Raw genomic sequence first — 21,528 nt, forward strand, 5'->3', positions numbered from 1 at the left:
CCTGCGGATCAATGCCCCATCAACGAATCGATAGCGTCCGGTTTGTCGTGCACGCCAAACCGATCCACCAGCGTGGCCGTCGCCCGGTTCATACCTACAACGTCCACACTGATACCCGCCCTCCTCAGCTTGAGCACCACCTTGTCGAGCGCGGCAACCGCAGTGATGTCCCAGAAATGCGCCTCGCGCAGATCAATGGCGAGTGTTTCGACGTTTTCGCGCAGGTCGAAGGACGCCATGAAGCGCTCGGCAGAAGCAAAAAACACCTGACCGGTCACGTAATAAGTGCGGTGGCTGTGCTCGGGGTCGCGTTGCGAAGTGACGTCGAGATAACGGGCGATCTTGCTGGCAAAGAACATCGCGGCCAGCAGGGACCCCACCAGCACACCATAGGCGAGGTTATGGGTGGCTACCACCACGATCACCGTCACGACCATCACGATATTGGTCGAGAGCGGGTACTGTCTGAGGTTGCGGATCGACTCCCAGCTGAACGTGCTGATCGACACCATGATCATCACCGCCACCAGCGCCGCCATCGGAATACGCGCCAGCCAGTCGCCCAGAAACAGCATCATGATCAACAGCAGCAAGCCCGCGCTGAGGGTCGAGAGTCGTGTTCTGCCCCCCGACTTCACGTTGATCATTGATTGGCCGATCATCGCGCAACCGGCCATGCCGCCGATCAGACCACTGGCGATATTGGCAATACCCTGCCCTCTGCACTCACGATTCCTGTCGCTGGTGGTATCGGTCAGATCGTCGACAATGGTTGCGGTCATCATCGACTCAAGCAGGCCCACCACCGCCAAAGCCGCGGAGTACGGCAGGATGATCAACAGCGTGTCGAGATTCAGCGCAACGTCCGGCCACATGAACACCGGCAGACTGTCAGGCATCGCGCCCATATCACCAACTGTTCGTACATCAAGGCCCATGTAAATGGACATTGCCGTGAGCAGCAGAATGCACACCAGCGGCGACGGCAGCAGCTTGCCCAGCAACGGCACGCGCGGGAACAGATAGATAATTGCCAGGCCCGCCGCCGTCATGGCATAGACCGGCCAGGTCGCATGGGTCAGTTCTGGCAGTTGGGCCATGAAAATCAGAATCGCCAGCGCGTTCACAAAGCCGGTCACCACCGATCGTGAAACAAAGCGCATCAGCTCTCCGAGGCGCAAGTACCCGGCGATGATTTGCAACACGCCGCACAACAAAGTGGCCGCCAGCAAATACTGAAGACCGTGCTCTTTCACCAGGTTCACCATCAGCAGTGCCATCGCACCTGTGGCGGCGGAAATCATCGCCGGGCGGCCGCCCACGAAAGCAATGACCACACAAATACAGAAAGAAGCGTAAAGCCCGACTTTCGGGTCTACCCCCGTGATGATGGAGAACGCAATGGCCTCTGGAATCAGGGCCAGTGCAACGACAAGCCCGGCCAGAACATCGGCCCGGACGCTGGAAAACCACGTAGCTTTTATTTTTTCGAGCATGGAAATACCTGTGTCGAACACAGCGGGACGCGCAGCAGCGAATGCCGGACGTACGTGTGCATCGGTTTTCGAATGAGTAGTGATGGAGGTGGCGGCGACCGTCAAACGGACACAGCAACGGGTGACCGCGGTCAGTGGCAGTCAGGGTGTGGCGAGGGGGCGAAGCGCTAAGGCGGCGTAGGCAGCCAGCTGGAACGGGACAAAAGTGATTCCTTCGATGGGTCGCAGGACGTGAGCATCATAGACCCATACGTTTGAGGGGTTCAAGACGCAGATGCCTGCCCGACAGCGACACAGCGCAGCTGATATGCTTTTTCCAGGATAACTTGCCCCTGTTTGCAAAGGCGGTTTTCACTCATGATGCAGGCATCATTTGCCCCCGATGCCTTCTATGAAACGCTACGAAAAATTCGCCGCCGACATTTCGGAAATGATTCGCAGCGGCGTGTTGCCCGCCGGTGAGAAAGCGCCCTCCGTCAGGGTTGCCAGTCGCACCTATTCGGTGAGCCCCGCCACCGTCTTCAAGGCGTATTACCTACTGGAAGACAAAGGCCTGATTCAGGCTCGTGCACGCTCCGGGTATTACGTGCGCGAGCATGCTGCCAATGCGCTGACCGAGCCTGAACTGATCAGGCACACCAGCGAAGGCACCGAACTGGGCGTCAGTGACCTTATTTTTTCCGTGCTTGGCTCGCTCAAGAACCCGGACACCGTCCCTTTCGGCTCGGCATTTCCCAGCCCGCACCTTTACCCATTGCCGCGCCTGGCCAAGTCGATGTCTTCAGCGGTGCGGGCGATGACGCCAGCGGGCATTGTCAGCGACATGACCACCGGGAACTCCGAACTGCGCCGACAGATTGCTCTGCGCTACATGATCAGCGGCGTGCGCCTGCCCGCCGATGAACTGGTAATCACCAACGGCGCGATGGAAGGCCTGAATCTGTGTCTGCAATGCGTCACCGAGCCCGGCGACCTGGTCGCCATCGAAGCACCTGCGTTCTATGCCTGCCTTCAGGTGCTGGAGCGGCTCAAGCTAAAAGCCGTCGAAATCCCCGTGCATCCGCGTGACGGCGTGGATCTGGACTCTTTGCAGGACAGCCTGACACGCTTGCCGATCAAAGCCTGCTGGTTCATGAGCAGCTTCCAGAACCCGCTGGGCGCGAGCATGACCCAGGCGAAAAAACTCAAGCTCTACAACCTGCTGGAACGACAGCAGATCCCGTTGATCGAGGACGATGTGTACGCCGAACTGTATTACGGCGCCAATGCACCCCATCCGGTCAAAAGCCTGGATCACAGCGGGCTGGTGATGCACTGCAGCTCGTTTTCCAAGACCCTGGCCCCCGGCTACCGTGTCGGCTGGGTGGCAGGCGGGCGTTATACCGAACAGATCAATCGGCTGAAACTGATGACCACCATTTCACCCTCTGTCCCAGCCCAGGCAGCGATTGCCGACTACCTCAAACATGGCGGCTACGATCGCCACCTGCGCAAATTGCGCGACACCCTCGAACTGCAACAAGGCGCGATGCTGGCTGCTGCCGCTCGTTATTTCCCGGCAGCGACACGCGTCACCCGCCCCGCTGGCGGGTACTTTCTGTGGTTCGAATTCCCCGAGCAAGTGGACTCGCTGCAGGTGTTCCAGATGGCCCTGGCCCAAGGTATCAGCCTGGCACCCGGCCCGATCTTCTCGGCCTCGCAGCGCTTCAAGAACTGCGCACGCCTGAACTACGGCACGCCTTGGGATGAACGCAGCGAGCAGGCCATGGCGATGCTTGGACGAATCATCGCGTCGTTCTGAAGTGTTTACGTTCGGCCCACGTACAACTGATCCGTATTTTTAAGCTGTTTCTGAATCTGTACCAGAATCTGCCTGCGCAGGATAATGGCCACGCATTAAAACGCGCAGGAAACCGTCAGAAGCCGGAACCTGCAACTCGTTACAGACAGATCGATCAGCAGGAGACGCTCATGGGCAAGCTCGGACTTTCATTGATAGGTTTTTTGTTGCTGGCGATAGCGGTGGGTTTGCTGGGGACTATTTCGCCGTATTGAGCATTGATTATCGCCGTGATAGTCATCGCTAACGGTTATACACACGTCCTGATGACTATCGCGCCCATGCTGCGCATTGGCGCGAAAATCTGCTCCAGACTCGTTCAGCAGCCGATTAATTAGTTTTCTTCGTATACCCTTGCCGATTTACCCGTCTAGTCTTGCCACTGCCTCAACTGGTTTATGCACCCCGCAGTTTTATAAATAGTGCTGATGCGCTGCTTCTGGAAATCGAGCAAATCATTCGCCATGCCAGACCCGGGCTGACGGCTGAAGAGCTCGCCAAAATGTTGGATCTGAGCGAGCGGACAATGCATCGACAATTCAAGAAATTAACCAATGAGTCGCCTGAAGAGCTCATTACCCGAGTGAGGATAGAAACGGCTTGCGTCCTCCTCCAGATACCGGGAGCCAGCATTAAACAAGTGGCACTCAAGTTCGGCTACAACGAGGATACCTCGTTCCGACGGGCTTTCATTCAACTTACCGGGATGACGCCTGCGGATTACAAGCGCAGGTCTAAAGCGCAGTCCTCCGATGCGAGCGGATCAACGACGCGTTCGGTGCAGACGTAAGATTCATTTCTGGTACTGGAGGCGATTTAAAAACTACTCAAGGTGTTTTCTCTGCCAAGTCCATGAATTGTCGCGTTGCCAGTGCTCGGCGCCAAAACTAAAAACCCGCCAGAAGGCGGGTTTTCAGTGTTTCAAAGATTTTTAAAGTCTTCTCTGAAACCTTGTCTGGCTCCACGACCTGGACTCGAACCAGGGACCCAGTGATTAACAGTCACTTGCTCTACCAACTGAGCTATCGCGGAATGAGCGCTATGTTACTGATTAGGAAAAGGAAGTCAAGCGAGGGACTGAAAAAATTTCGGCGCTGCGGCTTGCGCGCGCCCAGCGTTACGAACACGTCGCAAAGTGGCCATAGAACGAGCGTCTGCCCGAAGGGCGTAGGAGTTTCAGGAGGTTACGACGGCTACGATGGGCTGCGAAGCGGTTCCAAAATGGGCTACGGTTGTACCAGACGTACCACGTGCACCGTTTATGCTGCCGGTTCCCGGCAGATCGCGGACAAGTCCGCTCCTACACTTGAGAGATCGCGGACAAGCGGGCATCGCCCAGCCCATTTGAACGTACTGAAATTGGCGTTTATGTCACATCAAGAAACATCTGCATCAGCCGACACCTCGGTCAGATAGTCCCTTTCCCACGGCTCAGGTATAACAAAAAAATGGCCTCGCTCAAGACAGTGCAAGCTCGCTACACCGCAACCTTCGTGGGGTTCATGGCCTTGGTCATCGTTCTGACGGTTTATGGAATCGGTCAGTTCGTCTCCCCCAGGCTCACCGCCAACGATGAAAACATGCTGACCGCCAAGGCAGCAGATATCAGTAACGAGATCAAGACCGAACTGGCCCGCGTACAGGCGCAGGCGCGGGTCATTACCGAACTGGTGCCGCAACTGTCCAGTGACGACATCGACCGCCTGCTACCGTTTATGGTCAACCAGTACGGCGAAGCCAAGGTGTTTGGCGGCGGGATCTGGCCTTTGCCGAACGTGCGCACGCCCGGTCGTGCCAAGCACAGCACCTTCTACCACCGCGATGCGTCGGGAAAATTGATCGTCAACACCCATTGGAACTCGCCTGAGTCGCTCAACTATTTCGAACAGGGCTGGCACAAAGGCGGCTTGAACTCGCCTGCTGGCCAATGCGCTTGGGCGCCCGCCTATCAGGACGCCGCCAGCCCGGAACCGCGCACCAACTGCGCCATGGCCATCACCAAGGACGGCCAGCCGTGGGGCGTGTCGACCATCGACGTGACGCTGGGTTTCTTCAACAAGCTGGTTGAAGCCAAAGAGCAGGAAGTCCATGGCCGGATCATGATCATTGAGGCCGATGGCAAGATTCTGTCCAACGTACCGGGCAGCAGCGACAAGATCGTGCTGCGCAATGTCTCCGAACTGGCGGCGCAATCGCCGTTCATCAATGGCATCAAGTCGGCACTCGCCGTCAAAGGTACTGGCACCTCGCGTCTGACCTACCAGAACAGCGATGGCGAGGAGTCGACGCTGTTTCTGATGCCGGTTGCTGGAACGCCTTGGTTGCTGGCCGTTTCGCAAAACACCGACCTGCTGAAAAGCCAGAGCGAAACCGTCCTCAAGACCCTGGCCTGGCTGCAGATCCCGATGGTTCTGGTGCTGCTGGTGCTGATGATTGTTGCGTTGCGCACGCTGATGAACCGCCTGGGCGTGCTCAAAACCAATATCGACACGCTGTCGGCCGGTGATGCCGATCTCACCCGGCGCATTGCTGTCAAAGGGCACGATGAAGTGGATCAGGTGGGTGAGTCGGTCAACAACTTCATTGCCTACCTGCAACGCATGATGCTCGACGTCAGCAGTTCCACCAGCGAGATTGCCAGCGGTATCGAACAACTGCGCAGTCAGGCGGGCGTTACCAGTGCCATTCTGATCCGTCACGCCAACGAAACCGATCAGGCCGTTACTGCGATCATCGAGATGTCCTCCACCGCGGACGAAGTGGCCCGCAGCGCGGCGCAGACCGCAAGCTTCACGCAGTCGGCCAATGAGAACGCGCAGGTATCGAAAACCGTGGTTGCAGACGCTTCTGACAGCGTGAATGCACTGATCAGCGAGGTCGATTCGGCCACCAGCAAAGTGCAGTCGATGGAGCAGGACGCCAAGCGCATCAACGCGGTGCTGGCGGTGATTGGCGAAATCGCCGGGCAGACCAACCTGCTCGCGCTTAACGCCGCCATTGAAGCCGCGCGCGCCGGCGAACAGGGTCGTGGCTTTGCGGTCGTAGCCGATGAGGTGCGCGCCCTCGCCGCTCGCACCCAGGCCAGCACGTCGGAGATCAACGAAATGCTCGGCAGCCTGCAACAAGGCGTCAGCGCCGCAGTAGCCGCAATGGAAAAAACCCGCCAGAGCTGCCAGACCACGGCGGGCAAAACCACCGCCGTAACAAGCGGCCTGGACGACATGACTCGCTCGGTTCTGCAGATCAACGACCTGAGCACGCAAATCGCCACAGCGGCCGAGGAGCAAAGCGCGGTGTCAGAGGAAATCAGCCGTAACATCATTGCCGTTCGGCACATCGTCGAAGAGCTGGTCGAAGGCGGCTCCAGTAACGAACGCAGCACCGCTGCCCTTTCCGAGTCCAACACTCGCCTGATTGCGCTGGTACGGCGCTTTAAGGTCAGTTAAAACCTGTGCGGGCCTGCCGCAGCTTGCGTCAGGCCCGCTGTCTATTTGATCCGGTAGTGGAAAGTATTCTTCACCCCGGACACGCTCACCGCCCTGCCCTCGACAACCCGTGGCTGATAACGAAAGGTTTGCGCTGCGGCCAGTGAAGGACGGATGAACAATGGATGGCACGCACCCTGCACTTGCGGGTTGACCACCGTGCCTTGCGGCGACACGTCGTAGACCACCGTGCAATCACCCTCGATGCCTTTGTCCAGAGCCCGTTCGGGATAGTCCGGAGCCTCCTTGCTGAGTGGCTGATACTGGCTGCTGTCAGCGGCGGCCTGCTGTTGTGCTGATTGCTGCGCCTGGCGGGCGCGCTCGGCAGACTGACGCGCCTGCTCGGCCTGACGTTGTTGCTCAACCTGCTGACGTTGCTGCTCGGCCAGCCGCTGCTGTTCCTGGCGCTTTTGCTGCTCGGCTTCGTGCAGGCGCTGAACGCTCTGTTGCTGTTCGCGCTCGCGCTTTTGCTCGTCAATGCGCTTGCGTGCCAACGCCGCCTGTTCGACCTGGCGCTGCGGTTCTGCCTGCGGTTTTGCAGCTTCTACCGGCTGGGTGATCGGCAGCGAGGCCGGTGCAGGTGACGGCAGCTGAACAGGCTCGACAACCGACGCAGCGGCGACTGGAACCGGCTCAGGCGCTGGCGGCAAAATCACTAATTGCGTGGTCAGGGTTCTGCTCTGTGCGGGCGGTGCTTCGTGCGGGCTCCAGCCGAACATAAGACCGCCCAGCAGCACGCCATGCAATGCCAGCGCGATGGCAGCGGCCAGGCCATTGCTGCGCAGCCAGGGCCCATTCACCCATTCGCGGCGCGGCGGGTGGTAATCGAGGGCCAGGGTGTTCATTGCGGGGCCTCGGTCACCAAGCCCAATTGCGTTACGCCACTGCGTTGCAGCGCCGCCATGGCGGCGACTACCCGGCCATAATCAGCCTTGTCATCGGCACGGATGAACACTTGCGTGTCCTTGCGCTCGGCAACCAGTCGGGCGATGCGCTCCTGCATGTCTTCAAGGCTCTCGGCCTGATCGGTCTGCGTTTGAGTATCGACCGTGTCGCCCAGGTTCCAGTAGTAGCCGCCCTGCGCCTTGACGGACAGGGTCACGATGCGCTGCCGGGTATCGGTGGCGAGTGCTTCGCTGGCCACTTTGGGTAACTCGATTTTCACGCCTTGGGTCAGCATCGGAGCCGTGACCATGAAAATCACCAGCAGCACCAGCATCACGTCGATATAGGGCACGACATTCATTTCGGCTTTCGGGCCATGTTTGCGTTGTGGTTTGACCAGCATGACAAGTCCTCAGGCCGCAGCGGCCATGTTGCGGGTCAGGCCTTGCAGGGTGCGGTTCAGGCGCACCTGCAGTTCATTGCCGAAGCTGTAGTAACGGGCCGTGAGCGTCTGGCCACGCGCGGCAAAACGGTTGTAGGCGATAACGGCAGGAATGGCGGCGAACAGGCCGATGGCCGTGGCAATCAAGGCTTCGGCAATACCCGGCGCGACCGTCGACAGTGTGGCCTGCTGCACTTGAGACAGGCCGATGAAGGAATTCATGATCCCCCAGACCGTGCCGAACAGGCCGATGTAGGGGCTGACCGAGCCGACCGTAGCGAGAAACTGCAGGCCTTTTTCCAGTTGCAGCTCCTGCTCGCTGATCGCGACTTGCAATGCGCGTTCGACGCCTGACAGCACTACGTCAGGCTCGATGCCGGGACGTGGCTTGAGTTGCACGTACTCGGCATAACCGGCGTTGAAGACGCGCTCGATACCGTCAGCGCCCTCCTGAGCCGAACGGCTTTCGGCGTACAGCGGTGCCAGCTCGGCTTCAGCGCGAAAGCGCTGCTGAAATGCATCCAGCGTCCGCTCGTAATGGCCCAGCGCAAGACTGCGCTGAATGATCAGGTACCAGCTGACCAGCGAAGCGAGCAACAAAATCAGCATCACGGCCTTGACCAGCAGGCTGGCATCGCTGATCAGGCCCCAGATAGTCATGTGTTCGAGGGTGGCGTGCATCGTGGTAGTCCTCTGTAATGGAACGAATGATTAGCACCGCTTGATGACAAACGACTTACGGCAGCTTCAAGGTTTTCATCACCTCGGCCCACGGCACGAACTTGAAGTTCTGCGCCTGCTCGGGCATGCGTTTACGCCCGTCCTGCACCACCAGCATGCCTTTGCTCCAAGGGCCGCCGAGGTTCATGGAGGTCACTTCGATGCCGTCGGTTTCCGAGGTACCGTCAATCCCCGCGTTCGCGTTGAGACCGACCCGAAAAGCGCCGCGCAGTGCGTAAGGCGGCTCGGCATCGACCACCACGTAGCTGTCGTTGCCCTGACTGGAGATCACCAGATAGTCGTGCTTGTCACTCTGATACAGCGCCAGCCCCTCGACATCGGCATGCACCGCCTCGCCCACCTTGATCACACTGGAAAGCGTCGCAGGCTGATCCGCCCGCGCATCGACTTCCCAGACGCCAACGTCCTCTTCACCGAGAAACAGGCGTTGACGCTGGTCATCGGCCACGCAGCCTTCCGGCTGGGTGTCGACCTTGAAGCGGCGTACCAGCTCGCCTTTTGCCTTACCGTCGGACGCGCTGAGCCGATACTGGAGAAAGCTGCCGTCTTTACCGTTGGCGAAGGCGTATAGCTCGCCACTGGCAGGTTTGAACAGGCAGACGCCATAGATTTCCGCCAATGGTGTGGGGATCTCTCCCGCTTCACGAATGACGCCGCTGACCCGGTCGATGCTGAACAGGCTCAGGCTGTTGTGATCCCGGTTACTGGCTACCGCCAGATCGACAGTCTTCTTGCCGAGCATGAAGCCTGGGCGTAGATCGACGTTGTTCAGGCGGCCTACCGGTAATTCCTGCAACTGCTTGCCAGTCAGGTCATAAGCCAGCAGGCCCTGCTTTTTGTTGGTGCCCAACACGCGACTGAGCGCCGGATTTTTCGGGTGGACCCAAATGGCCGGGTCGTCGGCGGCGTCACCCTGACGCCCGACCGGCTGGCTCTGACTCGCCGCCATGACAGTCGGCAACGGCTTGGCGTTATTCACCGGTTTGGGCGACCAGCTCAGTTCCCCCTGATACAGGCGCTCGCCTTCATTGTCGTTGACCAACACCTGCAAGCTGTTCTTGCTCTCACGCACAGAAAGCCCTTCCGGCTTTTTCAGGCTCATCAGCGACAGATCGGCCACCGGCGTCCAGCTCTCCAGCGAATCCTGCTGCTGATAGAGATGCAACGCCTTGCCTTTCGGGTCCAGCGCCAGCAAACCGCCCGGAACAATGGCCATTGCCCCCGCCGCCTGTTTCAAATCGCCAAACGGTTCGCGTAGAGCCACAGGCTGACGCGAGACCTCAGCCTCGGGGTGCGCCGAATAAGCCCACCAACCGATGTTTTGTTCATTGACGAACAACCTGTGCGCAGCGTCATCGACCTGACAAAACTCGGCTTTGGGTGGTAGCGGCAGGTTGCGCACCAGGCGTGGCGCGTCGTTCAGTCGATTATCTGCGCCAATCAGCCATTGTTCGCCCTTGCCCTCCTCACCCACCAGAAACACAAACAGGTTGCTGGCGTCATCGCGGTACAGGCACAGACCGGCCACTGAATAATCGCGTGCGGGCAGATAAACCGGCTTTGACCAGTGTGCTCCGGTCGGATCGAGCTGGGTCAGCATGGCCTGCTGGCGGGCATTATCCAGCGTTGCAATGAGCACAATTGAGCCTGTAGTACGGCTGTCGAGCCCTTGGAACGACCCCGGCATTTTCGCCAGCTCGCGGCCCTGCTCATCCAGCAGCAACAGACCGGCCTTGACGCTCGCGGCCAGGCGGCGGGTGCCGTCACTGCCCGGCAGAAAGCTCGCCGATTGAGCCTTGAACGAAGCATTTTCAGCCCAGCGTGTCAGGTTCAGGTCCATCGGCGGCGAAGCGTGCGCAGCCCCGGCCGCAAGACAAAGCAGTAGCGCCAGGCACGCTGGCTTGGGTGATAACGAAATGATCATGAACGGTTGAATCCTTTGAATGAGCGCGTCAGGTCGATCAGAAGTGAGTGAAGGTCAGGCCGACTTTGTAGGTCGGGCCGTATTCTTCGTACTGGCCGTTGTAGGCGCGATGACCGCTGTAGACGAAATACGGCTGATCGGTGAGGTTCTGCGCCTCGAAGCTGACCTTGAGGTTCTTGGTCAGTGAATAGCGGGCGCTGAAATCGACGAAAGTCTGCGCATCCACGTACTGGTCGTGGTCCTTGTCGCCGATCGACGCCAACTCGTAGAGATAGGCCGATTTGTAGTTGGCGGACAGACGCAGACTCAGCTTGTCGTTCTCCCAGCCGAGCATGACGTTACCGACGGTTTTCGACTGGCTGGGCAGGTCGATGTCGCGCTTGCGGTTGGTGCCGGTGCTCTGGTCGAAACCGTTGATGCTCGCGTCGGAACGGCTCAACGTGGCGTTGGCGCCCAGCAGCAGACCGTTCCATGGCGATGGCAGCCAGTCGAGCTTTTGCGAATAGGCCAGTTCCAGGCCATAGAGCTTGGCCTTGTCGCCGTTGGCGTAGGTGTTGGCTTCGGAGAAGTTCGCCCACTGCCCGGTGCCCGCCAGGTCGGTGTTGTAGACGAAATTCTGGATGTCCTTGTAGAACACGAACGCCGACACCGTCCCCGCTCGGCCCATGAAGTGTTCGATGCCCAGGTCAAGGTTGCTCGACTCCAGCGGCTTCAGATTCGGGTTACCGAAAGAGGCTTCGTCATCGTCGATCACAAAGCCCGGCGCCAGTTGCCCGAACGTCGGGCGCACCACGGTTTTGGTCCAGGCGGCGCGTAACTGGGTGCTCTTGTCGATCTGATAACGGGCATGCAGACCTGGTAACCAGTGGTGATAGCGGCGGTTGGTGGTACTGGACTCGAATGCCCCATCGCGCACGCCAGTTCCTTTGGCGTCCATCTCCGTGCCCTCGTAACGCAGACCGGCGATGAAGCGCCATTTATCGACATCCAGCGTATTCATGAAGTAACCGGCATTGATGTCTTCGTTGATCTTGAAGTCATTGGCCCGGCTTTCCGACGCGTCGTAGGCGTCGGCGGCGTTCAGGCCGCCGATCAGGCCCTTGACCGCAGTGGGACTGATACCGCTGCCGAAATTGCCCAGTCGATAGTCGATGGTGCCTTTCTGGAACTGTGTCAGGTTGAGTTGCTGATCGCTGAAACCCTGGTCATCGAAATTGTCGTATTTCCAGACTTCCAGATCGTTGCTTTTGTCGCGTCGGCTGACCTTGCCGCCAAACTTGAACTGCGAGGCATAGCCCTTGAAGTCGTAATCGCGGGCCAGGTCGAGGCGCACGTTCTTCTCGGTGTCTTTGGTGTACTGCTTTTCCCGGTCGACCTTGTCCAGAGTAAAGTTCGAATTGTCGTAGAACGAGGGATCGACGATGGGCCTTGGCTTGTCGCGGTCGTAGAAACCGGTGTCGGCAAAATCATCGTTGCCCACGAATGTGGCCCCGGCAATATGGCTAGGGCTGTCTTCACTGGACTCGCTGTAACCGGCCTGGCCGCTGAGCGTCCACAGGCCGACCATACGTTCGCCACCAAACACGTAGGACTGGATTTCCTGAGTTTCGGTGCGCGCCTTGAGCTTGCGCGTGCCTTCGGCATCGCCGGTCTGCCCTGCGCTTTGGGCATTGGCAAATTCGAAACCGTTGGTGGTGCGCACCTCATCATCCTTGAAACGGCTGTACAGGGTGCGCAGGTAGTATTTGCTGAGGTCATCGGGTTTGTAATCGAAGTTAAGACCACCCCCGGTGCGCTCGCGGCTGATGTCGTAGTCGCGTTGTTCAAACGATTGCAGTCGCGAGCCGTCCCAGTCTCCGCCGGTCTCGACGTTGTCGGAGCCGAAATCACGCTTCTGCCAGCTCAGTGCTGCCGCCACACCGAAGTTGTCGATGCCGTCGCCAAGGCTGAAACGATTGCTCGCCGCGCCGGAAAACTTGGGGCTGGTCTGGTGGGTGTTCTTGTCGTAGCTGGCTTCGCTGCTGCCGGTGTAGAACAGCCCTTTGTGGTCGAAGGCAGAGAGGCTTTCGACATCGACTGTACCGCCCAGCGAGTTGGCGTCCATGTCCGGGGTCAGGGTTTTGATCACTGACAGTGACTGCACCAGTTCGGCAGGCAGCACATCCAGCGCCACGGCGCGTCGGCCACTTTCCGGGGCAGGCACCAGCGTGCCGTTGATGGTCACGCTGTTGAGGTCAGGCGCCAGTCCCCTGACGGTGACAAAGCGCCCCTCGCCCTGATCGCGCTCGACGCTGACGCCCGGCATGCGTTGCACTGCTTCGGCGACGTTCTGGTCCGGTAGCTGCGCAACACCGTCGGCATGCACCACGCTCTTGATGCTGTCGGAGCTGCGTTGCTCCTTGAGCGCGTTGTCGATACTCGCCGCCTGCCCGACCACTTGCACGTGCTCGGTGGTATCGGCTTCGGCCGCCTGTAAGCGTTCGCTGGCAATGGCAAATGCCAGCGCGCTGAGTGTGAAGCCGACCAGTTGAGCCCTGCTGCGACGCCTGTGCATGTTAATTACTCCCCCATAATCCCGACAGGCCAGGCAAATAACCCGGCAACTGGAGGCGCAAGCTAGAGTCGTGCAGTGACCGTTCTGTGACAGGTAACGGGCGCAGGGGCTGGAAACAGCGGGTTTGAGGGTGATTTGGCAGGCAAATGAGCTGATTTGACTTTCAGGCGGGGCTGGCCGGAATCAAAAGCCGATGTGCGTATGACTCTCGTTCCAACGCTCCGCGTTGGAATGCAGTTCGTGACGCTCTGCGTCGCCAGTGCCGCCGTGATCGAGAAGCACGTATGGCAACCTCCTGCAGACGCAGCATGACATTGTGCAGCTCCGGAGACTTGTGACGCAAAGCGTCACGAACCGCATGCGCTTGGCAGGCGAACCAGCCGGGTGGCGGTCAGGCGCGTAGAAAAAACCTGCAACACACGTGAGCTGATTCGACCTTTCGCGGTCCGCGTTACCCGTCACCGAAGTGTCATGTACATCTGTTCTGCTGGCCGATAACCAGCAGCTCGGGAGCCGTCTTTTCATGTTCAGGATCATCCAACCCCATCGCTGGAAACTCGCTGCGCTGATGGTCGCTTCCAACCTGGGCCTGCTGGCCTTTCTGGCATTTGGCAACGTCAAACAGGTCAGCGAATGGCAATGGCTGGACATCGTCGGCGAAGGCGGCTCCGCGCTGCTGTCGCTGGTCTGGCTGTTTCTGGTGTTCAAGAGCCGACCAGCCGGTCGGGTCACCAATTACCTGTCGACAGGCCTCAGCTGTGTGTTCTTTTCCTGGTGGATCGACGCGCTGGACGAGTTCATTCGCCTGCCCAGCCACATCCAGTGGGGTCACTGGCTGGAATCCGGACCGATGCCAATCGGCCTTATCCTGCTGACCCTCGGTATCTATCACTGGCATCGCGAGCAACTGGCGATCAGCGCGCAGATGGAAAAGCGCGAGCGTGGCTTTCGTGAGCATCGGCTTTACGACAAGCTCACACCGCTGGGCAGCGCCGACTATCTGAAACGCCAACTGGTCGTCAGCCTTGAAGAAAGCCTCTGCCAGCAGCAACCGTTGTCGCTGCTGGCACTGGATGTGGATGACTTCAGCGCGATCAATAACGCATTCGGTCATGCCGAGGGCGATGAGGTTCTATCGGCGCTCAGCCATCTGCTGGTACTCAATTTGCGCCGCCAGGACCTGCTCTGCCGTCTGGCGGGCGACCGGTTTGTGGTGTTGTTGCCCAATACTGGAGAGAGTCAGGCGAAACTGCTGGCGCTGGAGCTGCAACAGGCGGTTGCCAGCCTGGCGCACAAGACTCGGCAACAAGGTGAACGCATTCAACTGTCGGCCAGCGTGGCGGTGGTCATGGCCCTCAATGAAACGCCGGACAACCTGCTGCGTCGCCTCAACCTGTCGCTGGCCCGCGCCCGACGTCCCCTGACCCGTACTGCCTGAGCGACTGCCGTGACTCTCAAAAGTGACTGGTACGAAGCCGACAGCCGCTTCATCCCCGGCCATTACCAGCCGGCTACGCTGATTGATCTGGCCTTGTCGCGCGGGATCGACAGCCATCGCCTGCTCAAAGGCACAGGCCTGTTCTACGAAGACATCGTTGCGGGCAAGACGCGGCTCAGTGCGCAGCAATTCTTCGTTCTGATCGGTAACGCGCAACGCCAGATGGAAGCCGACGACACCAGTTTCCTGTTCGGCCAGCGACTGTTTCCCGGCCATTACGGCGCCGCAAGCCATGCGCTGCGTCATGCGCAAAACCTGCATCAGGCGCTGGAAATCCTGATCCACCAGCATGCGCTGCTCAGCCCGCTGCTGACGCCGCGTCTGGAGCTGGATGAGCATTTTGCCTACCTTTACTGGCTGGACAGTTGCGGCGCTGGCGAACAGCAACGCTTCCTGCTGGAGGCCGGTATGACTGCACTGGTCGCGATGAGTCAGTTGCTCAGCGGGGAACGGCTGCCGTGGGAATGCAGTTTCTGTCACGAGGAACCGCGCTACATCGAACAATACTGGGTGCATCTGGGCGAGAACACGGCATTTGGGCGCCCGCTGGACATGATGCGTCTGCCCCGGCATTACCTCACCCGCGCGTGGCCAGGCGCATCACCCATCGCCGTACAGGTCGCACAACAGGAAGCCGCCGGGCAACTCGCTGCGCTGGGTATGCCATTCAGCCTGCTGGACCGGTTGCACCAGCACCTGCGTGATAACGTGCGCCAGGCTACCAGCCTGGAACAGGTTGCAAATGCCTTCGCCATGAGCCCGGCTACGCTGAAGCGCAAGTTACACAAACACGGCACCAGCTTTCAGGCCCAGCACGACCTGGCGCGCAAGCATGTCGCGCTGTACCTGTATCAGATCAAGGGGCTGAGCAACGAGGCTGTGGCGGACTACCTGAACTTCAACGATCCGGCCAACTTCCGCCGCTCGTTCAAACGCTGGACCGGCAGTACACCGACCTTGATCCAGCGCCTGTTCAATTTCGACTGAGCAGGCCTCAGCGCTGGACACACAACTTGTAACCCAGGCAGTGAGCGGTATGCAGCAACGGCGTCTCGTGATCGCCGTCCAGTACCCGCCTGAGGATATGAATGTTGCTGCGCAGGCTACTGCTGTTCGGGGCATCACGCCCCCAAAGCACTTCTTCCAGCTCGGATCGCTTCACGATATGGGGACTTTTGCGCATCAGCAATTCCAACAGTTTCATGTTGGTCGGGTTGAGCTTCAAAGGCACACCGTTGCGGGTTATCTCAAGGGTATCCAGATCGAAGTGCAGGTCAGCGACCACCATCACCCGGTTATCCTTGCGCTGGCGTCGGCCCACCACCGCCTCGACCCGGGCGAGCACCTCGGACATTGCAAACGGCTTGGTGATGTAATCATCGGCACCCACCTTGAAGCCAGTGAGACGGTCATCCAGCTCATCCCGCGCACTGAGCATCACAATGGCGACTTCGGACTTCGAATACTGGCGCAGACTGCGGCAGATCTGGTTGCCATCAATGCCCGGCAACATGATGTCGAGAATGATTGCATCGAAGCGCTTCGAGGCGGCCAGGTGCAGCCCGCTCAGGCCGTCCAGCGCACCTTCGACCGCGTGCCCCCTGAGTTCGAAGAATTCCAGCAGGTTATCGTGAATGTCACGGTGATCTTCAATAACCAGAATGTTCATTGCAGCGCCTTCTTGTTTTTCTACCCGGCCGAGCGGGACCCTGTTGCCATTGAATCGGCAGGTTGAGTAAAAAATTCATCACGCCGACCGGAAACCGCTGCGTTACGAATTGGCTGTTGCAACCTGGATCGTCCATAGAAGCACAGTGCGACCAGCAGCGTGCTCAGCCACACCACGATACCCGCCCAGAACGTGTGCGACATAAAGTGCCAGCCTTGCAGCACCCGCGTAGTGCCGTAGATCATGCCGAGCACAAGAATGCCCGCCAGCAGGGCGTTGGTATGTTTCCAGCAGTAGCGCCGAGCCACGAAGTACAAGGCCAGCAGACTGAATGCGCTTGACGCATGACCACCCGGCCAGCAACGCCCGGCACCGGCCTCATGCAGAAAATTGAAGTTTCGGAACCACTCGATGTGCGCCTCGCTGCCACCATACAAGGTGGTTTCAACGGGGCAGTACACACTGGTGTGGCTTTTCAGGTAATGGATCACGCCGGTGCTTAACGCAAAGGCAACGATCACGAAAAAGAAGTCCAGCCGATGCCTGCGCGTAAAGCGCAGAAACGCCTCTGTCCGGGACCCCGACAGGCGCCTCACGAAGCGCGAACCGGCCTTTTTTTCCAGTAAAGGCCAGACAAACGACAGCATTGCTCCAATGATCGCCAACTCGCCGGTCCAGTCCGGGATGATTCGCGCCCACTTGTGCGTGATGGTCTCGAACAGATGCATCTGCCCGATGGGAAATACACCGGCTGCCGAATCAAAAAACAGATTACTCAACTGTCGGTCAATACTGGTCAGGTCGAATGTCACGAAGACCAGTAGAGCGAAAAAAACGGGTACACCCAGATTGACGGCGTAAAACCGCAGCCTGGGGCTGGAGGATGTCATCAATTGAATTGCTCGCTGCTGAGGTTGGCCCATTGCCCGGAGGTCAGGGAGCCGAGAATTTTAGGACGGTGGGTACCATCCATCTGCACGAAAAATGCCTGAGCGTATTCACTTGAACGCTCGCCGCCGATCACGCCGACCTTGCGTTCAAACTGGTCGATACAGCCGCTGTGCGTTACCAGCACCAGGTTCTCGCCACTGACCTTGTGGTCTTCGACGACCTTCATGAAACTGCCGTCGCAGTCGTTGATCCAGTCCTGAGCGGCCACGGAATGGCCTGCCAGAAGTTGTGCAGTCTGTTGAGTACGGGTCTTGGTGCTGGCGATCATGCGCACATGGTCCATGCCCATTTTTTGCAAACCGGCGCCCACTGCCAGCGCCGCATCCCGCCCGTTGGAAGTAATGCCGTCAGCATCACCCATGCAAGGGTTGGTCGAGCGGTCGCAGCGTTCGGCGTGCCGAACCATCACCACCACATCACCTTGCCGCCAATGCTCGCGAAGACCGGAAACCTTCAGGTTGCTGCCAACGCCCAGATCCACTACATGCACGCTTGAGAACGCCGTATAAAACCAGACGCAGATCGCCAGTAATACGACAGTCACCGTTATCGAGACGATGTGCTGATGCACTTTGTGGCGCTGCTGAATGCCCGAATCGGCAAGCACATTCTTGTTTATTGTCGTGTCAGCCAAGTGACCACTCCTGCCATGAACCTATGTGTGGTGTTGACTCGGGAGGTGCCCGATGTCTTCACCGCTCCCGTGCAGGCAAGATAGGTTCAGCATCGTGCTGACGCAGTGAAGAAGATGTGAAAAACGTGTTGTGGCCCAGCGCCATGTTTTTCTGCAAGCGCCCTGAAAACGGGTGTTTGCAGCTTTTCTGATTTGAACATGAAGATAATTTAAGCGTTTTGCGAAAAATTCAGCGCGTTGCCCTGCCCTGCACGCGGCATTCCTGGCGCGACGACAGGTTCCGTGCAGGCCTCAATGCTATTAAGGGGCTAAAGGTATAACGACTTAAGCGCGGTCATGCCGCTCAAACATCCCACAGCAGGCACCGCTACTCGCTCATACCTGCCTATAACGCCCGTCAATACAGGAAATAGTCGTCATACGACTATTGACATCGTCCTACAAGGCTGCGAATAATCACCTCAATGTTGTATGACGACATACTAATAACCTGATAACAACAATATCCATGAAGGTCCTCATGAAAATCACCTCGGTCAGTGTCGACGTTTTTTCCTTCCCTTCACGCCGCGCTGTGGACAGCGCAGGTCATGCCCATCCAGGCGAAGAAAAATCGGTCAAAATGGCCATGCTGCGTATCGCCTGTGACGAGGGCAGCGAAGGATTTTCCTTTGGCTCGCCCGAACTGATTCGGCCACACATCATCGAGTCGTTCGTGAAAAAGGTGCTGATCGGCCAGAACCCGATGAATCGTGAAAAAATCTGGCAGGAACTGGCCCACTGGCAACGCGGTAGCGCCAGCCAGTTCACCGACCGTGCGCTGGCACTGGTAGAGCAGGCGCTGTGGGACCTTGCCGGACGCGCCTTGAAACTGCCCGTGCACAAACTGTTGGGCGGCTATCGCGACAAGGTACTGGCCTACGGCTCGACCATGTGCGGTGACGACTTGCCCGGCGGCCTGTCCACTCCGGACGAATACGGCCAGTTTGCCGAAAAGCTGGTAAAGCGCGGTTACAAAGGCATCAAACTGCACACCTGGATGCCGCCGATCTCGTTCGCGCCTGACCCGCGTATGGATGTACAAGCCTGCGCTGCGGTTCGTGAAGCGGTCGGCCCGGACGTTGCCCTGATGCTCGACGGGTATCACTGGTATAGCCGCACCGACGCGCTATACATCGGGCGTGAACTGCAAAAGCTCGACTTTGCCTGGTTCGAAGAGCCAATGATGGAAGACTCTGCCGAATCCTACGCTTGGCTGGCGGCCAACCTGGACATTCCGGTGCTTGGCCCGGAAAGCATTGCCGGCAAGTACCACAGCCGCGCCAGCTGGGTGACCAACAAGGCCTGCGACATCCTCCGCGCTGGCGTGGCTGGCGTCGGCGGCATCGGACCGTGCCTGAAAGTCGCGCATCTGGCCGAGTCGTTCGGCATGGACTGCGAAGTCCACGGCAACGGCGCTGCCAACCTCGCCGTGGTCGGCGCGATCAGCAACTGCCGCTGGTACGAACGCGGCCTGCTGCACCCGTTTCTTGAATACGACGATGTACCGGCCTACCTCAATACGCTGGTCGACCCAATGGACAGCGACGGTTTCGTGCACCTTTCCGGGCAACCGGGACTGGGCGAAGACATCAACTTCAGCTATATCGAGACACATACCGAACAGCGTTACTGACTGGCAGCATCGCGAAGGGCACGCCGAGCGCCCTTCGCTCGACATCCCGACACAGCGTCTTATAAATATAAAAAAGGACTGCCCCCATGAAGCTCTGGCTCAAGCGCCTGCCCTGGCTGCTATGCCTCGCCCTGACGGCGACACTCGTGCACACCCCGCCCGCTCTGGCGCGCGGTGAAACACCGGTCGATCAACTGGTGGTCGGCATGAGCATGATCAACCTGCTTTCCCTGGACCCGGCAGGTGCCACCGGCCTTGAGGTGTCCGAGGTCAACGCCAATGTCTATGACATGCTGCTGGAACAGGACGCTGCCCGCCCCGACCAGCTGATTCCGGCACTGGCCGAGCGCTGGGAAATCAGCTCCGACCGCATGCGCCTTACCTTCCACCTACGCCCGGGCGTGACATTTCACTCCGGCAACCCGCTTACTGCCCAGGACGTTGCCTGGTCGCTGCAACGTGTGGTCACACTCAACAAGGCCCTGGCTTCCACCTGGAAAGCCTACGGTTACACCGCTGACAACGTCAGCAAACTGATGCGCGCCGAAGGACCATCGACCTTCGTGCTTGACCTGCCCAAAGCCACCGACCCCATGCTGGTGCTCAACACGCTGGCAACCTCGCCCAGCGCCTTCGTCATTGATCGGCTGACCGCGTTGCAACATGCCAGGGGTGATGATCTGGGCGCCGCCTGGCTGACCACCAACACAGCGGGCTCCGGCGCATTCAAGCTGGACATCTGGCGTGCCAACGACGTGATTCTGATGAGCCGCTTCGAGCAATACTGGCGCGGCCCGGCCAGACTGCGCCGGGTGATCATGCGCAACATGACCGAATCCCAGGCGCTGCGCCTGATGGTGGAGCGCGGAGACCTGGACGTGGCGCGCGGTATGGCGGCCACCGATATAAAGGCACTGACCCGCTCGAAAGACGTCAATGTGCAGACCATCCCGCGCGGCACTCTGTACTACATCGCACTGAGCATGGAGCAGCCACTGTTTCAGGATATCCGGGTGCGCCAGGCGATTCGTGCGCTGATCGACTATCAAGGCATCAACTCCGTGGTCATGCCGCATTACGGGCTGATCAACCAGCGCCCGCTGCAACTGGGGCTGGCGGCCAGACTGGATGATCCGGGCTATGCACTCAACGTCGCCGAGGCCAGGCGCCTGCTCGCCGAAGCCGGGCACCCGAATGGCTTCAAGATCACCATTCGTTCGCTGACCGATTCGCCCTTCATCAACATCGCCACCAGCCTGCAATCGACCCTCGCCCAGGCAGGTATTCAGGCGTCGATCATTACCGGCACCGGCAATCAGATCTACGGCGCAATGCGTGACCGGCGCTTCGACATTCTGGTCGGGCGTGGCGGTGGCGGTGCCGAGCGCCATCCGCACTCCAGCCTGCGAGCGCTCATTTACAACCCGGACAACCGCGAAGAAGCCAGGTTGAGCAACTTTCAGGGCTGGCGTACCTCATTCTACAACGCCGAGATCAACCAACTGATCGAGCAGGCCGAACGCGAGCGTGACGCCAGTAAGCAACTGGCCGACTACCAACGCATCCAGACCCTGTATGACCAGAAAGCCGGGCCGATCATGCCGATTTCGCAGATGACCGATGAAGTGGTCATTCACGCCGATGTCCAGGATTACCTGGGTCACAGCGCCGCGACCACGCGCCTGCGTGACGTCTACAAGCAACGCTGAACCCATGCGTTCAATCGCTCAAGCC

16 protein-coding genes, 1 tRNA gene and 2 pseudogenes are annotated in these 21,528 nt (G+C 59.1%); 9 read left to right on the forward strand and 10 right to left on the reverse strand.

Features of this window, described 5'->3' with window-relative positions; translation table 11 throughout:
• Positions 1–8 precede the first annotated feature (8 nt).
• A complete protein-coding gene (locus LJU29_RS15990; RefSeq protein ID WP_054078618.1) occupies positions 9–1,496 on the reverse strand; it encodes a SulP family inorganic anion transporter in 1,488 nt (495 codons plus the stop codon).
• A 391-nt stretch (positions 1,497–1,887) separates the two neighbouring features.
• On the opposite strand from LJU29_RS15990, the gene mapR reads away from it, so the two are divergent.
• From mapR to LJU29_RS16000, 3 genes are all read left to right on the forward strand, one after another.
• A complete protein-coding gene (gene mapR, locus LJU29_RS15995; RefSeq protein WP_257110924.1) occupies positions 1,888–3,297 on the forward strand; it encodes a GntR family transcriptional regulator MpaR in 1,410 nt (469 codons plus the stop codon).
• 68 nt (positions 3,298–3,365) lie between these two features.
• Positions 3,366–3,551: a hypothetical protein gene (locus LJU29_RS29665; protein WP_371217819.1), complete on the forward strand. Its 186-nt coding sequence runs from the start codon at positions 3,366–3,368 to the stop codon at positions 3,549–3,551.
• A gap of 161 nt (positions 3,552–3,712) precedes the next feature.
• Positions 3,713–4,126, forward strand: coding sequence for a helix-turn-helix domain-containing protein (locus tag LJU29_RS16000; protein WP_080438864.1), 414 nt, complete (start codon positions 3,713–3,715; stop codon positions 4,124–4,126).
• Between the two features lie 166 nt (positions 4,127–4,292).
• Here LJU29_RS16000 and LJU29_RS16005 read toward each other — a convergent pair.
• Positions 4,293–4,368 (reverse strand) — tRNA-Asn (locus LJU29_RS16005).
• 683 nt (positions 4,369–5,051) lie between these two features.
• Here LJU29_RS16005 and LJU29_RS29670 point away from each other — a divergent pair.
• A pseudogene (locus tag LJU29_RS29670) lies at positions 5,052–5,921 on the forward strand (HAMP domain-containing protein); the annotation flags it as partial.
• A 285-nt stretch (positions 5,922–6,206) separates the two neighbouring features.
• Positions 6,207–6,782 (forward strand): annotated as a pseudogene (locus LJU29_RS29675) (methyl-accepting chemotaxis protein); the annotation flags it as partial.
• A 41-nt stretch (positions 6,783–6,823) separates the two neighbouring features.
• Here the strand turns inward: LJU29_RS29675 and LJU29_RS16015 are convergent.
• Genes LJU29_RS16015 through LJU29_RS16035 form a run of 5 tightly spaced genes read right to left on the reverse strand, consistent with a single transcriptional unit; the run spans position 6,824 to position 13,367 of the window.
• Positions 6,824–7,666, reverse strand: a complete 843-nt coding sequence (locus LJU29_RS16015) for an energy transducer TonB (RefSeq protein ID WP_057454229.1) — start codon at positions 7,664–7,666, stop codon at positions 6,824–6,826.
• Positions 7,663–8,109, reverse strand: coding sequence for a protein TolR (gene tolR / locus LJU29_RS16020; protein ID WP_005755758.1), 447 nt, complete (start codon positions 8,107–8,109; stop codon positions 7,663–7,665). The genes LJU29_RS16015 and tolR overlap by 4 nt, the downstream gene beginning before the upstream one ends.
• Before the next feature lie 9 nt (positions 8,110–8,118).
• Positions 8,119–8,829: a protein TolQ gene (gene tolQ / locus LJU29_RS16025; protein WP_004658021.1), complete on the reverse strand. Its 711-nt coding sequence runs from the start codon at positions 8,827–8,829 to the stop codon at positions 8,119–8,121.
• 55 nt (positions 8,830–8,884) lie between these two features.
• Positions 8,885–10,813, reverse strand: coding sequence for a phytase (locus LJU29_RS16030; RefSeq protein ID WP_257110926.1), 1,929 nt, complete (start codon positions 10,811–10,813; stop codon positions 8,885–8,887).
• A gap of 37 nt (positions 10,814–10,850) precedes the next feature.
• Positions 10,851–13,367, reverse strand: coding sequence for a TonB-dependent receptor (locus LJU29_RS16035; protein ID WP_057454226.1), 2,517 nt, complete (start codon positions 13,365–13,367; stop codon positions 10,851–10,853).
• 523 nt (positions 13,368–13,890) lie between these two features.
• On the opposite strand from LJU29_RS16035, the gene LJU29_RS16040 reads away from it, so the two are divergent.
• Entirely contained in the window at positions 13,891–14,805 is a 915-nt protein-coding gene (locus LJU29_RS16040; protein ID WP_005755754.1) for a GGDEF domain-containing protein, read from the forward strand.
• 9 nt (positions 14,806–14,814) lie between these two features.
• A complete protein-coding gene (locus LJU29_RS16045) occupies positions 14,815–15,852 on the forward strand; it encodes an AraC family transcriptional regulator (RefSeq protein WP_005755753.1) in 1,038 nt (345 codons plus the stop codon).
• A gap of 7 nt (positions 15,853–15,859) precedes the next feature.
• Here LJU29_RS16045 and LJU29_RS16050 read toward each other — a convergent pair whose 3' ends face one another.
• From LJU29_RS16050 to pmrG, 3 genes are read right to left on the reverse strand one after another with little or no spacing between them, the layout of a single operon-like run.
• On the reverse strand, positions 15,860–16,534 hold the full coding sequence (locus tag LJU29_RS16050) for a response regulator transcription factor (protein WP_257110927.1): 675 nt from the start codon (positions 16,532–16,534) through the stop codon (positions 15,860–15,862).
• Positions 16,535–16,554: 20 nt separating this feature from the next.
• Positions 16,555–17,424 carry a phosphatase PAP2 family protein gene (locus LJU29_RS16055; protein WP_005755751.1) on the reverse strand — a complete coding sequence of 290 codons (870 nt, stop codon included), beginning with the start codon at positions 17,422–17,424 and terminating at the stop codon, positions 16,555–16,557.
• Positions 17,424–18,119 carry a lipopolysaccharide core heptose(II)-phosphate phosphatase PmrG gene (gene pmrG, locus LJU29_RS16060; RefSeq protein WP_257110928.1) on the reverse strand — a complete coding sequence of 232 codons (696 nt, stop codon included), beginning with the start codon at positions 18,117–18,119 and terminating at the stop codon, positions 17,424–17,426. Before pmrG ends, LJU29_RS16055 begins: the two co-directional genes overlap by 1 nt.
• 520 nt (positions 18,120–18,639) lie before the next feature.
• Here pmrG and LJU29_RS16065 point away from each other — a divergent pair.
• Together LJU29_RS16065 and LJU29_RS16070 are read left to right on the forward strand one after the other, a co-directional pair.
• Complete coding sequence (locus LJU29_RS16065; protein WP_257110929.1) at positions 18,640–19,794, forward strand: mandelate racemase family protein; 1,155 nt, start codon at positions 18,640–18,642, stop codon at positions 19,792–19,794.
• An 86-nt stretch (positions 19,795–19,880) separates the two neighbouring features.
• Entirely contained in the window at positions 19,881–21,503 is a 1,623-nt protein-coding gene (locus LJU29_RS16070; RefSeq protein ID WP_054995263.1) for an ABC transporter substrate-binding protein, read from the forward strand.
• Positions 21,504–21,528 lie beyond the last annotated feature (25 nt).

The sequence above is a fragment of the Pseudomonas ficuserectae genome, from assembly GCF_024584585.1.
Classification (GTDB): Bacteria; Pseudomonadota; Gammaproteobacteria; order Pseudomonadales; family Pseudomonadaceae; genus Aquipseudomonas; species Aquipseudomonas amygdali.